Source organism: Amycolatopsis sp. NPDC098790 (assembly GCF_044759945.1).
Taxonomy (GTDB): Bacteria; Actinomycetota; Actinomycetes; order Mycobacteriales; family Pseudonocardiaceae; genus Amycolatopsis.
In genome coordinates this window covers 644,014-655,886 of sequence record NZ_JBIWAI010000001.1, presented here as the reverse complement: position 1 = coordinate 655,886, position 11,873 = coordinate 644,014, and the positions used below count along the sequence as shown (strand labels likewise).

At 70.0% G+C, this 11,873-nt stretch carries 16 protein-coding genes; 9 read left to right on the top strand and 7 right to left on the bottom strand.

Going from position 1 to position 11,873, the window contains the following annotated elements; all coding sequences use genetic code 11:
* Positions 1 to 6: 6 nt before the first annotated feature.
* The 6 genes from ACIQWX_RS03370 (at position 7) to ACIQWX_RS03345 (ending at position 4,873) form a co-directional block, all read left to right on the top strand.
* Positions 7 to 423, top strand: a complete 417-nt coding sequence (locus ACIQWX_RS03370) for a helix-turn-helix domain-containing protein (protein WP_372671538.1) — start codon at positions 7 to 9, stop codon at positions 421 to 423.
* The gene (locus ACIQWX_RS03365; protein ID WP_400864899.1) at positions 420 to 1,112 is read left to right on the top strand and encodes a hypothetical protein; all 693 of its coding nucleotides are present in this window, start codon (positions 420 to 422) and stop codon (positions 1,110 to 1,112) included. The genes ACIQWX_RS03370 and ACIQWX_RS03365 overlap by 4 nt, the downstream gene beginning before the upstream one ends.
* An 84-nt stretch (positions 1,113 to 1,196) precedes the next feature.
* Positions 1,197 to 1,490, top strand: a complete 294-nt coding sequence (locus ACIQWX_RS03360; protein ID WP_086675688.1) for a DUF2516 family protein — start codon at positions 1,197 to 1,199, stop codon at positions 1,488 to 1,490.
* A gap of 418 nt (positions 1,491 to 1,908) precedes the next feature.
* Positions 1,909 to 2,451 (top strand): YbaK/EbsC family protein, encoded by a 543-nt coding sequence (locus ACIQWX_RS03355; RefSeq protein ID WP_400864896.1) that lies wholly within the window; start codon positions 1,909 to 1,911, stop codon positions 2,449 to 2,451.
* Positions 2,448 to 3,455, top strand: a complete 1,008-nt coding sequence (locus ACIQWX_RS03350; protein ID WP_400864893.1) for an ornithine cyclodeaminase family protein — start codon at positions 2,448 to 2,450, stop codon at positions 3,453 to 3,455. The genes ACIQWX_RS03355 and ACIQWX_RS03350 overlap by 4 nt, the downstream gene beginning before the upstream one ends.
* Complete coding sequence (locus ACIQWX_RS03345; protein ID WP_400864890.1) at positions 3,452 to 4,873, top strand: aromatic amino acid lyase; 1,422 nt, start codon at positions 3,452 to 3,454, stop codon at positions 4,871 to 4,873. The genes ACIQWX_RS03350 and ACIQWX_RS03345 overlap by 4 nt, the downstream gene beginning before the upstream one ends.
* On the opposite strand, the gene ACIQWX_RS03340 is transcribed toward ACIQWX_RS03345, so the two are convergent.
* The 4 genes from ACIQWX_RS03340 to ACIQWX_RS03325 are packed head-to-tail and all read right to left on the bottom strand — an operon-like array spanning position 4,863 to position 7,330.
* A complete protein-coding gene (locus tag ACIQWX_RS03340) occupies positions 4,863 to 5,039 on the bottom strand; it encodes a DUF397 domain-containing protein (RefSeq protein WP_400864887.1) in 177 nt (58 codons plus the stop codon). The genes ACIQWX_RS03345 and ACIQWX_RS03340 overlap by 11 nt on opposite strands.
* Positions 5,040 to 5,055: 16 nt before the next feature.
* Entirely contained in the window at positions 5,056 to 5,892 is an 837-nt protein-coding gene (locus ACIQWX_RS03335) for a helix-turn-helix domain-containing protein (protein ID WP_400864884.1), read from the bottom strand.
* A gap of 38 nt (positions 5,893 to 5,930) precedes the next feature.
* Complete coding sequence (locus ACIQWX_RS03330; RefSeq protein WP_400864881.1) at positions 5,931 to 6,644, bottom strand: ABC transporter permease; 714 nt, start codon at positions 6,642 to 6,644, stop codon at positions 5,931 to 5,933.
* Positions 6,641 to 7,330: an ABC transporter permease gene (locus ACIQWX_RS03325; protein WP_400864878.1), complete on the bottom strand. Its 690-nt coding sequence runs from the start codon at positions 7,328 to 7,330 to the stop codon at positions 6,641 to 6,643. Before ACIQWX_RS03325 ends, ACIQWX_RS03330 begins: the two co-directional genes overlap by 4 nt.
* A 139-nt stretch (positions 7,331 to 7,469) precedes the next feature.
* Here ACIQWX_RS03325 and ACIQWX_RS03320 point away from each other — a divergent pair, with 139 nt between their 5' ends.
* Positions 7,470 to 8,393: an ABC transporter substrate-binding protein gene (locus ACIQWX_RS03320; protein WP_400864875.1), complete on the top strand. Its 924-nt coding sequence runs from the start codon at positions 7,470 to 7,472 to the stop codon at positions 8,391 to 8,393.
* Here ACIQWX_RS03320 and ACIQWX_RS03315 read toward each other — a convergent pair.
* Complete coding sequence (locus tag ACIQWX_RS03315) at positions 8,390 to 9,166, bottom strand: class I SAM-dependent methyltransferase (protein ID WP_400864872.1); 777 nt, start codon at positions 9,164 to 9,166, stop codon at positions 8,390 to 8,392. The genes ACIQWX_RS03320 and ACIQWX_RS03315 overlap by 4 nt on opposite strands.
* A gap of 29 nt (positions 9,167 to 9,195) precedes the next feature.
* Positions 9,196 to 9,666: a MarR family transcriptional regulator gene (locus ACIQWX_RS03310; RefSeq protein WP_400864870.1), complete on the bottom strand. Its 471-nt coding sequence runs from the start codon at positions 9,664 to 9,666 to the stop codon at positions 9,196 to 9,198.
* A 51-nt stretch (positions 9,667 to 9,717) separates the two neighbouring features.
* Between ACIQWX_RS03310 and ACIQWX_RS03305 the strand changes: the two genes are divergently transcribed.
* Together ACIQWX_RS03305 and ACIQWX_RS03300 are read left to right on the top strand one after the other, a co-directional pair.
* Complete coding sequence (locus ACIQWX_RS03305; protein ID WP_400864867.1) at positions 9,718 to 10,152, top strand: SRPBCC family protein; 435 nt, start codon at positions 9,718 to 9,720, stop codon at positions 10,150 to 10,152.
* 95 nt (positions 10,153 to 10,247) lie between these two features.
* A complete protein-coding gene (locus tag ACIQWX_RS03300) occupies positions 10,248 to 11,249 on the top strand; it encodes an NADP-dependent oxidoreductase (protein WP_400864864.1) in 1,002 nt (333 codons plus the stop codon).
* Here ACIQWX_RS03300 and ACIQWX_RS03295 read toward each other — a convergent pair.
* Entirely contained in the window at positions 11,246 to 11,869 is a 624-nt protein-coding gene (locus ACIQWX_RS03295; RefSeq protein ID WP_400864861.1) for a haloacid dehalogenase type II, read from the bottom strand. The genes ACIQWX_RS03300 and ACIQWX_RS03295 overlap by 4 nt on opposite strands.
* Between the last annotated feature and the right edge of the window lie 4 nt (positions 11,870 to 11,873).

The following is an 11,873-nucleotide window of genomic DNA, read 5'->3' as shown; positions in this document are numbered from 1 at the left end:
AGTCCCATGGAGAAGGTCGCGGACATCGCTTCCGACATCGGCGAGTACATCCGCCAGCAGCGCAACACCGCGAAGATCTCGTTGCGCCAGCTGTCGAAGCTCGCCGGCGTGTCCAACCCGTACCTGAGCCAGATCGAGCGCGGGGTCCGCAAGCCCAGCGCGGAGATCCTGCAGCAGATCGCCAAGGGCCTGCGCATTTCGGCGGAAGCGCTGTACGTGCAGGCCGGGATCCTCGACCTGCCGACGGGTGGGCCGGTGGGCGACGCGATCCGCGCCGACGCCGAGCTGACCGAACGGCAGAAGCAGGTCCTGCTCGACGTCTACGAGTCCTTCCGCCGGGAGAACGCCGCGGCACGGCCGGCCGCCGAGCCTTCTCCCACCGCCGACACCGAACCAGCCGCAGACACCAAGGAGTCAGCATGACCACCCCCAAGACCACCGAAGACGTCAAGAAGGCCGTCAACACCGCCCTCGACCAGGTCCGCACCCCGCTGCTCGCCGCCCTCGGCGCCGGCAACCTGGCCACCCACGCCGTCACCGACGCCGTGGCGAAGGCCAAGGAGAACGTGACCAAGAGCGGCGAGGCGGCCCGCAAGAACCTGCAGGAGCTGCCGACCGACGTCGAGAGCCTCCGCGAGAAGCTGGACCCGGCCGAGCTGCGCAAGGTCATCGACGAGTACACCGAGGCCGCGCTCAAGCTGTACAACAAGCTGGCCGAGTCGGGTGAGCAGGCGTGGGACAAGTTCTCCGCGCAGCCGCAGGTCAAGAAGGCCATCGAGCAGCTCGAGGAGGCCGTCGCCACCGCGCAGGGCCAGGTCGAGGGCGTCACCAGCGAGGTCCGCGAGCGCGTCGACGGCGTGCTGGGCACCTTCACCAAGCGCACCCGCTCGGCCGGCGAGAAGACCGCCCGCAAGGTGACCGAGGTCGCCGGCGACGCTGCGGACGCCATCGAGGAGCTGGGTGACGACGTCGCCCACGAGACCCGCTCGGCGAGCCGCAAGGTCGCCAACAAGACGGCCCCGAAGACGGCCGCCCCGGCCCGTCGCACCACCGGCGGCACCACCACCAGCGCCGCCGCGAAGAAGCCGGCCGCGCCGAAGACCGACAAGTAAAGACGCCGTGAACCCTTCGGCCCCGCCACCGGACCCCGGTGGCGGGGCCGGGGTCGTTCGGGCGGTTTGCCGTAAGCTGTCGCTGTGCTGGTTGCCATCTGGATCCTCGAAGTCATCCACTGGGGCAGCGCGCTGGTCGGGCTCTTCGCCTTCGTGCACGCGCTGCTTCAGCGTGCCGACGCCTATTCCGCGGCGGACCGCAAGACGAAGCCCGTGTGGATGCTCATCACCGGTGGCGCGACGCTCGCCATGGTGCTGTTCCCCGTGATGGGTCCCGGGATGATCTTCTACGTGCCGGCGATGGCCGCGGCCCTGGTCTACATAGTGGACGTCCGGCCGAAGCTGATCGAGGTCCAGCGCGGCGGCCAGAGCTGGTAGTTCCCGTCCCGGCGAGGTCGCGAATGACTCATTCGGGACGCCCGAGGTCTGCAATGCGACTTTCGCGACCCTGGATGGTGGCCGGCGGGAGCCGGTTGCGGCCGACCATCGCACCCCGCGAAACGTCATGAACGAGGCGTTCACCGCGCCGGGCGTCATGAACGGGTCGTTCATGGCGTTCCCGCCCCGCCTCCCTTCGGGCCCCGACGAGGTCGCGAAAGACTCATTCGCGGCGTCCGAGGTCCGCAATGCGACATTCGCGACCCTGGATGGTGGCCGGCGGGAGCCGGTTGCGGCCGACCATCGCACCCCGCGAAACGTCATGAACGAGTCGTTCACCGCGCCGGGCGTCATGAACGGGTCGTCATGGCATCGCAGCTCAGCGGCGCGCCGGCGGACCGCGCTGTTTAATGGGGTCGTGACCTGGACCATCGCCGGGAGCCTCGACGTCGTTCCCGCCCCCACTCGTACCGACCTGCTCGCCGAGCCCGTTGCCAAGGCACTCGCCGCGCTCGGCGAACCGGATGCCGTCGGCGTCGCCGAGATCGACCCCGCGCTGGCCGACACCGCCGCCTTCTGCGAGACCTACGGTTCGCCGCTCGAAGCGTCCGCGAACTGCGTCGTCGTCGCCGGGAAGCGCGGCGGCGAAGTCCGGTTCGCGGCCGCGCTCGTGCTCGCGACCACCCGCGCCGACGTCAACGGCGTGATCAAGCGCCGCCTCGACGTGCGCAAGGCCTCCTTCGCGCCGATGGACGAGGCCGTCTCCCTCACCGGCATGGAGTACGGCGGCATCACGCCCGTCGGCCTGCCCGCCGACTGGCCGATCCTCGTCGACCAGCGGGTCGCGGACGCGCCCGAGCTCGTCATCGGCAGCGGGATCCGCGGCAGCAAGCTGCTGATCTCCGGCGCCGCGCTCGCCTCGCTGCCCGGCGCCGAAGTCATCGCGGACCTCGCCAAGTGACGTCCGTCTGGCTCCGGTACCTCACCGGTGCCGACATCGACTCGCTCGGCGTCACCGAAGCCGACATCGTCGGCGCGGTCGAGGACGTGCTCGCCGACCACGGCCGCGGCCAGGTCGTCTTCGAGCCGCGCACGCACCTCGTGCCCGACAACGGTGGCAAGGGCCACTTCAACATCCTTCGCGGCCACCTGTCCGCGAAGCAGGTCAGCGGCGTGAAGGTCGTCGGTGACTTCGTGGGGAACTTCGAACGGGGCCTCCCTTCGGAAATGGCGTTGATCCTGCTGCTCGACCCGGACACGGGCATGCCGCGGGCCATCGTCGACGGCACGATGATCACCGAGGCCCGCACCGGCGCGATGACCGCCGTCGGCGCGAAGTACCTCGCCCGCCCGGACTCCCGGGTGCTCGGCCACATCGGCGCTCGCGGCACCGCGTGGTGGAACGTCGTCCTCCTCGACTCGTTGTTCGACTTCGCCGAAATCCGCGTGACCAGCAAGCGCCCGGAGTCCCGCGAGGACTTCGGCCGCCGGCTCTCCGAACGGCTCGGCAAGGACGTCCGCGTCTGCGCCACGGCCGAGGAGACCCTGGACGGTGCGGACATCCAGGTCGAGGCCTCCCGGCTGGTCGAACCCGAACCGCTGGTGCGGCGCGAGTTCCTCCGGCCGGGCACCTTCCTGGTGCCCTACGGCACGATCAGCGCGCTGGAGCTCACGCTGCTCGACGACGTCGACAAGGTCGTCGTCGACGACTGGCGCGAATCGCAGTCCGGCAACCCGCGGTTCGGCGCCCTGCGCCCGCAGCTCAACGCCGGCCTCCTCACCGCGGACGGGGTCCACGCCGAGATCGGCGACGTCGTGGCCGGGAAGAAGCCGGGCCGCGAGCACGACGCCGAGCGGATCCTGTTCTGGCACCGCGGACTGTCCACAACGGACTTGGCGGTGGCGAACATGATCCTCGCCCGTGCCGAGGCTTCCGGCGTCGGAACAATGCTGCCGTACCGATGATCATCGACGGAAGCGAGTTCGCCGACAGTGAACGGTTGATTCTGGACAAAGCGCTGGTCACAGCGCTGCAGGAGCGCCGGGAAGCGCTCTTGACGGCCCTCGGCGGAGATGCCCCGGTCTACGGCGTCAACACCGGGATGGGCCGCCTCGCGGGCGTCGCGCTCGACGAACGGCAGCAGGCCGAACACCAACGCAACCTGCTCATCGGACGCGCGGTCGGCGGTCCGCCGTGGCTCCCACCCGAGGACGTCCGCGCGCTGCTCGTCACGCGGCTGCGCGACTTCCTGCAGCCGTGGTCCGGGGTGAGCGCGGAACTCGTGCAGTTCCTCGTCGACCGCCTCAACGACGGATTCACTCCCGCCGTCCCGCGCGGCGGGCTCGGCAGCTCGGGCGAGATCATCCCGCTGTCCCACGCCTTCCAGACGTTCCTCGGCATCGGCACGGTCCTCGAAGACGGCGTCGAGACCCCCGCGGCAGAGGCGCTGGCGAAGCGCGGTGCCGAGCCGTATGTGTTGGGGCCCAAGGAAGGCGCGTCGCTGCTTCAGGGGTCTCCGCTGGCCGTGGTGCACGCGCAGCGCGGCTGGGCCGAAGCGCGGCAGCTCATCCAGCTCCAGACGCTCACCGAGGCGATGGCGATCGACGTCCTCGGCGCACCGCGCGAGGTGTTTTCGCCGGTCATGGCGGGTGGCGACGACCACCTGCGGCGGCTGCTGCAGGCCCTGACCGGGATGGTCGGCGCGGGTCCGGTGCGCGCCGGGGTCGTGCAGGCGCCGCTGTCGGTGCGGGTCGCGCCGCGGGCGCTGGCCCACGCGTCCCGCGTCAACGACGAACTCGCCGACGCCCGGCGGCGCTGGGGGACGATGCCGGGGGACTCGCCGTCGTTCGTCGAGGGAGAGTTCCTCCCGGGGACGGCGTACCACGCGATCGACCTCGGCCTGCGCATGGACGCCGTGACGGCGGCGCTGGTCCACCTCGGCGAGATTTCGGTGCAGCGCATGCACCGCCTGCTCGACGAGCGGTTCAGCGGGCTCCCGCCGCAGCTCACGGCCGATCCCGGGCCGCGGGCGGGGTTGGTGCCGCTGCACAAGCGGGCCGTCGGGGAACTGCACGCGTTGCGGCGGCTCGCGACGCCCGCGACGCTCGGCTCGATTGACACGTCGGCTGGTCAGGAGGACGTGCAAGCGTTTGCGTGGGCGGCAGGGGAGCAACTGCGGGCGGCTGCGACGCACCTCTTCGCGATCACGGCGTGCGAGCTGGTCACCGGGTCGCAGGCGCGGTACCTGGCGTCGGACGGCGTTCCGGCTTTGGGCGCGGCTTACGAGTGGGTGCGGTCGGTCGTGCCGCCGCTGGACGAGGATCGTCCGTTGGGGCCGGAGATCGAACGGCTGGCCGCTGCCTGCCGGTCGTTCAGCGGGTGATTTCCCCGATGTGGCGCCAGGTTTCGGCGGACACGGTCAGCGTGCCGGACGCCGGTGCCTTCGAGTCGCGGACCATGACCATGTCAACCGCGACGGCGACCTCGACGCAATCCGCCTCGTTTCCGCCAACACTGTAAGTACTTTTGCGCCAGTGGAGGTTGGGCACGGTTGGTCGCCTCCTGTCAGGTTTCGGCGATCACCTGCCGGATCAGCCGGATCGAGTCCGGCTCGTCGTACGCGAGATCGGCGAGATGACGGAACACCAGCCTAGCAGCGTTGACATCCTTGGCTTTCTCGAACTGAAGCGAACCGAAGCCGTGCTCGAGGTAGGCGATGTCGGGCTCGGCGAGCCGCGGGTAGCTGAGGACGGTGAAGCTGCCATCGCGGCCGGGATGGAGGCCGTGGTAGATCGGCACAACCTGCACCGTGACGTTCGGCAGCTCCGCGCAGTCGATGATGTGCTCGAGCTGCGCACACTGCTCGTCCGGAAGCAGGTCCGGACGCCGGAGCGCGGACTCGTCGATGATCGCGTGCAGCTGCAGCGGCGGGTCGTCGGTGAGGCGGGTCTGGCGGCGCAGGCGGACGGCGACGGCATTCTCCAGACGGCGGCCGGTCAACGGGTCACGCGCACCGGCGAAAGCCGCTCGCATCCAGGCTTCGGTCTGCAGCAACCCCGGAATGAGTCCGAGCTGGTACGTGCGAACCTCGTCGGCGTCGGCTTCCAGGGAAACGTATCCCCGGCCGTCGATGCCGTAGGCGTGCCACCAGCCCTTCTCCCAGGCGCGGTCGTACTGGCTGACCCACTCCTCGTAGTCCGAGACGATCACGCCGTAGCGATCGAGCAACGCCAAAAAGCCGTTGTAATCCGGCAAGTGACCCAGCTCGATCCGGCTCATCTTGTTCTTGTTGAACCGCATGGGCTCGCCGGCCTCGACCTGCGTCAGGCCGGCGTCCTCACGCAGGCGTCGGAGCTTGTTCGCGAGCAGGCGCTTGCGGGCGTTGGGCTTCGGCCGGTCCATGCACGGATCGTAGGGCGCGACTGCGCAGGGTGAGATTCCTACGATTCGCGGCGGGCGTTTTGCAGCGCCAGACCTCGGGGTGTGGCCAAACGGGTGATGAGCGCGAAGGCGCCGTCGCACACCAGCGCGAGGACGACCGCGGCCACGCCGCCCGCGAAGATCTCGCCGTAGCCCGACGCGCCGAGCGCGAAGCCGTCGACGATGTAGCGGCCCAGGCCGCCGCCGTCGTTGACGATCGCGCCGATCGCGACCGTCGCGATCAGCTGGAGGAACGACACCCGCGCGCCCGCCAGGATCACCGGGGACGCCAGCGGCAGCTCGAGCCGGAGCATGATCTGCCACTCGCGGTAGCCCGTGCCGCGGGCGGCGTCGACGGTCTCCTGCTCCAGGGACACCACGCCCGCGTACGTGTTCGTGAACAGCGGCGGCATCGCCAGCGCGACGAGCGCGAGCAGCAGCGGCCAGAACGTCGTGTCGAACTCCCAGCGGCTGGCCAGGAACCAGAACAGGATGATCAGGCCGAAGCTCGGGATCGCCCGGCCGATGTTCACCGCGCTGCTCGCGAGGAACGCGCCCTTGCGGTAGTGGGCGAGCCACAACGCCGCCGGGATCGTCAGCACGGCCGCGATCACCAGCGCCAGCAGGGAAAACCGGAGGTGTTCGACGGTCCGGTACGGGACGCCGGCCTTGTCCGTCCAGCTCCAGCGGTTCGGGTCCGCGAGCCACGCGTTCAGCTGGTCGAGGAAGCTCATCGCGCCCGCACCTTCCGCGTCCACGGCGCCAGCAGGCGCTCGCTGAACCACAGCAGGAGGTCCACGACCACCGCCAGCACCACCGACAGCACCACGCCGACGATGATCTCGGTCGGGTTGGGCGTCGCCGTCTGGATGCCCGCGCGGATGAAGTAGCCCAGGCCGCCGAGGCCGAGCATCGACGTGACCGTGACCAGGCCGATCGTCGTCACCGCGGCGACGCGCAGCCCGGCGATCACCACCGGCAGCGCGAGCGGCAGCTCGATCTGCCAGAGCAGCCGGCCGCGCGTGTAGCCCATGCCGACCGCGGCTTCGCGCACTTCGTTCGGCACCTGGTCGACGCCGGTGACGATGTTGCGGACCAGGATCAGCAGCGTGTACGTCGCGAGCGGGATCATCGCGGTGAGGAACGTCAGTCCGAAGAACGGCACCAGCACGGCGAACGCGCCCAGGCTCGGGATGACGTACAGCGCGCCGGCCGCGCTCAGGATGACGCCGTACGACCAGCGGTACCGCAGCGAGAGCACCGCGAGCGCGATCGAGACGACCAGCCCGACGCCGAGCGCGGCGGCGGTCAGGGAGATGTGTTCGCCGAGGCGCTGGACGATGTCGTCCGCGTTGCGGTCCACCCATCTCCATTGGAAGATCGGGGGTCCGCTGTCGGCGGCCAGCGGGGTCACGTGCACCTGGCGACCTTACCCCGATCGGACTGGGCTTATTCCGAAGTCTGGGAATTCGAGTGCTTTTCTCCCAATATGTGGGCGCCTGTCGGTGGGCGGCGCTAGGGTCCTTTCGTCTGTTCGAGTGACGAGGGAGTGGGGATTCGTGCGCTGGTTCCGGAACGCGTCCGTGGTGGCGGTGGCCGTCGCGGCGACGCTCGGTTTGGCCGCCTGTGGGGGTGGCAGCGACAGCGGTGACAAGCCCGCCGCGCAGAGCAAGGGTGGCGCGCCGATCGTCGTCGCGTCCTTCAACTTCACCGACAGCCAGATCCTCGCCGAGATCTACGCCCAGGCCCTCGAAGCCAAGGGCTATCCGGTGACGCGCAAGCTGAACCTCGGTTCGCGGGAGCTGATCTACCCGTCGCTGAAGTCCGGTGAGCTGCAGTTCATCCCCGAGTACCAGGGCGCGGCGATCACCACCGGCTTCGGCAAGGAGGCGGGCAAGACCGCACAGGAAGAGCACGAGCAGCTGGCCAAGCTGTTCGAGCCCAGCGGTGTTGGCCTGCTGAACTTCGCGCCGGCCGAGGACAAGAACACCTACATCATCAAGTCCGACCTGGCCAAGGAAAAGGGCATCGCGTCGATCAGCGACCTGAAGAAGCTGGACAAGGTCGTCATGGCGGGCCCGCCGGAGTGCGAGAAGCGGCTGCCGTGCTTCCAGGGCTTCAAGGACGTCTACAAGCTGACGAACGCGACCTTCCAGACGATCCAGGAAGCCGGGCCGCGGGTCGAGCAGCTGAAGTCGGGCGCCGTCACGGTGATCCCGGTCGACTCGGTCAGCCCGCTGACCGGCGACTCGAACTACACCGTGCTCAAGGACGATCTGAACATCGTCCCGACGGAGAACGTCGTGCCGGCGGTGAACAAGAAGGTGCTCGACGAGCGCGGCGCCGACTTCGCGACCGCGGTCAACGCCGTGAGCGCGAAGCTGACGACCGATGTCATGCGCGACCTGAACAAGCGCGTCGACTCCGACGGCGAGAAGGCCGCCGACGTCGCGAAGGACTGGCTGGCGCAGGCCGGTCTCTAAGCAGTCCCGCGCACGACCCAGGCTCGGGCCGAAAGCGGGATCGAGCCGTCCGGGTCGGTCGGCAGGCGGCTGCGCAGGAGTTCACGGATCTGGTTCCGGCGTGCCTCGCGGAGGGTGGCGAGGTACGCCGGGGCCGGGCCCTGGGCGCCGAGGAACGGCGTCCAGTAGTCGTCGAAGTCCCGGAACACCGTCGGGATCTTGATCTCGCTTACCGCTACCGCGTTCAGGCCCGCCTCTGTCCACAAGCGACCGAAGGGTTCCGGGCGGCACAGCGGGAACTGGCGCCCTTCGTGGAGTTCCGCGGCTGCCGGGTCCAGCTCGGCCGCCGCGTCCCAGAAGAGGCGGATCAGCTCCATCCCCTCGGCGAGGTCCCACAGGTACGCCGCCGCTAGTCCACCTGGGACGGTTACCCGGGCGATCTCCGTCGCCGCGGCGGCCGGGTCCGGGACGAAGTTGAGCACCAGCCCCGAAACCGTCACGTCGAAGCGGTCGTCGGGGAACGGCAGCTCGCGCGCGTCAGCCGGCGTGAACGTCGCCCGCGGGTCCGGCACGGTCGCGCGGGCCGTCTCCAGGAAGCCTTCCGACGGGTCGACGCCGGTCACCTCCGCCGGGTCGGCCGCCGTCAGGACCGCCGACGTCAGCGCGCCCGTGCCGCAGCCGACGTCGAGCCAGCGGCGGCTCGCCGGGACGCCGAGCCGCCGGACGAACGTCTCCGCGATCCGGCGGCTCCACCGTCCGATGTAGGCCTCGTACGCGTCGCCTGACTGCCACATGCCCCGGAGTACAGCACAGAAACCGCTGGTCAGCTGTTGGCCAGGTCGCCGGTCGCCGTGTGACCGGCCGACGTCGCGCGCCGCAGGAACCCGGCGATCAACGCCAGTTCCTCCTCGCTGTAGTCCGCGCACAGCTCGTCCATCGCCGTGTTCATGCCCGCGTAGAGGCGGAACAGCTCGCCGTTGCGGCCGCGGACCGCGCGGACCGCGACCGCCCGGCGGTCGGCCGCCTCCGGGTCGCGTTCGCGGACGATCCAGCCGCCCTTCTGCAAGCGGTCGAGGATGCCGGTCATCGTCGCCGGGTGCAGCCCCGCCCGGCGGGCGACCGCGCTCGGGCTCAGCGGGCCGTGGCGGGCGATCAGCTCCAGGCAGTCCAGGTCGACGTCCTTGAGCGAGAGGTGGGCGCTGACCTGGTGGTTGAGGAGGGAGAGCTGGTTGCGCAGCTCTCGCAGCGACTCCTTGACCTCGACCGTCGACCGGCGCCGTGGGGTGGCGGTCATGGCCGTCAGCCTACTGTGGGCACGATCGGTACCCCCGGGCAAAGGAGTGAAATGGGAAAGGTCACGGCCACCGCGGAGCGCACCATCGACGCCCCGGCCGACAAGGTCCGCGCGCTCGTCGCCGACTACGCCGAAACGCGCCCGAAGCTGCTCACCGAGCACTACCGCGACTACCAGGTGACCGAGGGCGGGGTCGGTGCCGGGACCAAGGCGAGCTGGAAGCTGCAGGCGACGTCCAAGCGGGTGCGGGACGTGGCCGCGACCGTCAGCGAGCCGCGGCCGGGAACGCTCGTCGAGACCGACGCGAACTCCAGCATGGTCACCACCTGGACGGTCACCGAAGCGGGTGAGCGCAGCGTGGTGAAGATCGAGACTTCGTGGGACGGTGCCGGGGGGATCGGCGGCTTCTTCGAGAAGACCTTCGCGCCCGGTGGCTTGAAGAAGATCTACGACGGCGTTCTCGGGAAGCTCGCCGAGATCGTGTGACGGCTCACAGACGGAATGTGCGCCCCGGTTAGCCGGTTCTACCCGGTGGAATCCGGGGCGCTTGCCCCGCTTCGACCGACTTGAGGAGTTCGACGGTGACCGCAGCGACCGAAATCAGGCTGGCTTCCCGCCCGCACGGCGTCCCGACGCACGACAACTTCGACGTCGTGGAGACCGAGATCCCCACCGCGGGCGAGGGCCAGATCCTGGTGCGCAACCTGATCATGAGCGTCGACCCGGCCATGCGCGGCCGCATGCGGGACGTGAAGTCCTACGCGCCGCCGTTCGAGGTCGGCGAGGTCATGTCCGGCGGGGCGGTCGGCGAGGTCGTCGAGTCGCATGTGGACGGTGTTGCGCCGGGCGACCACGTCCTGCACCAGGCCGGGTGGCGCACGCACGCCGTGCTCGACGCGAAGCGGTTCGTCAAGGTCGACGCGTCCGCCGCGCCGCTGTCGACGTACCTCGGCGTGCTCGGCATGCCGGGCCTGACCGCGTACGCGGGCCTGCTGGAGTCGGCGGAGTTCAAGCCGGGCGACACGGTGTTCGTCTCGGGCGCGGCCGGCGCGGTCGGCTCGCTCGTCGGGCAGCTCGCGAAGCTGAAGGGCGCCAAGCGCGTCATCGGCTCGGCGGGTTCGGCGGAGAAGGTGCGTCACCTGATCGACGACCTGGGCTTCGACGCGGCCTTCAACTACAAGGACGGCCCGGTCGCTTCGCAGCTGGCCGAGGCGGCGCCGGAGGGCATCGACGTCTACTTCGACAACGTCGGTGGCGAGCACCTCGAAGCGGCCATCAACTCGATCAACGTGCACGGCCGGATCGCCGTCTGCGGCATGATTTCCCAGTACAACGCGACCGAGGCGACGCCGGCGCCGCGCAACCTCGCGCAGATCATCGCCAAGCGGCTCACCATCCGCGGCCTGCTGGTGCTCGACCACTGGGGCCTGCAGCAGCAGTTCGTCACCGAGATCGCGCCGCTGGTGAAGTCCGGTGAGATCAAGTACTCGGAGACGTTCGTCGACGGCATCCGCAACGCGCCGGAGGCGTTCCTCGGCCTGCTGTCCGGGGCGAACACCGGCAAGATGCTGGTCCGGCTCTAAAGCAGTTCGGCCAGCTCCGGCAAGGTCGACGCGGTGTAGGTGGGCGCGGGCGAGCCGGGCAGCGGGTGGACACCGGGACGGGCGAGCAACGCCGTCTCGAGCCCCGCGGCCTGGGCGCCCGCGATGTCCCAGTCGTGCGCGGCGATCATGACCGCTTTGTGGTCGGGGTAGGCGGCGAGGACCTGCCGGTACGGCTCGGGCGCGGGCTTGAGCCGGCCGACCTGCTCGGCGGAGAAGATCCGGTCGAGCAGCGGCGCGAGCCCGGCGTTCTGCAGCTGGGCTTCGGCGGTGGCGAGCGGCGAGTTCGTCAGGGCGACGAGGGTGTGTCCCTGTTCGCGCAGCTTGGCGAGGCCTTCGTGGGCGTCCGGGTGGGCGGGCATCGACCGCAGCCCCGCGGCGACCTCGGCGAGGTCGATTTGGTGGCCGTGCCGGGCGGCTGTTTCGACGGCGGCCGCGCCCGCGATGCCCGCGAAGTCCTGGTAGCCACCGGTGGCCGTGACGGTCAGGACGGTGTGGATGGCGAGGCCGAACCACTCGCGCCGCAGCTCGGGGCCGCCGATCAGGGGGTCCATGGCGGCGAGGTCGAGCAGGGTCTCGTTGACGTCGAAGACGCACAGCATGGGT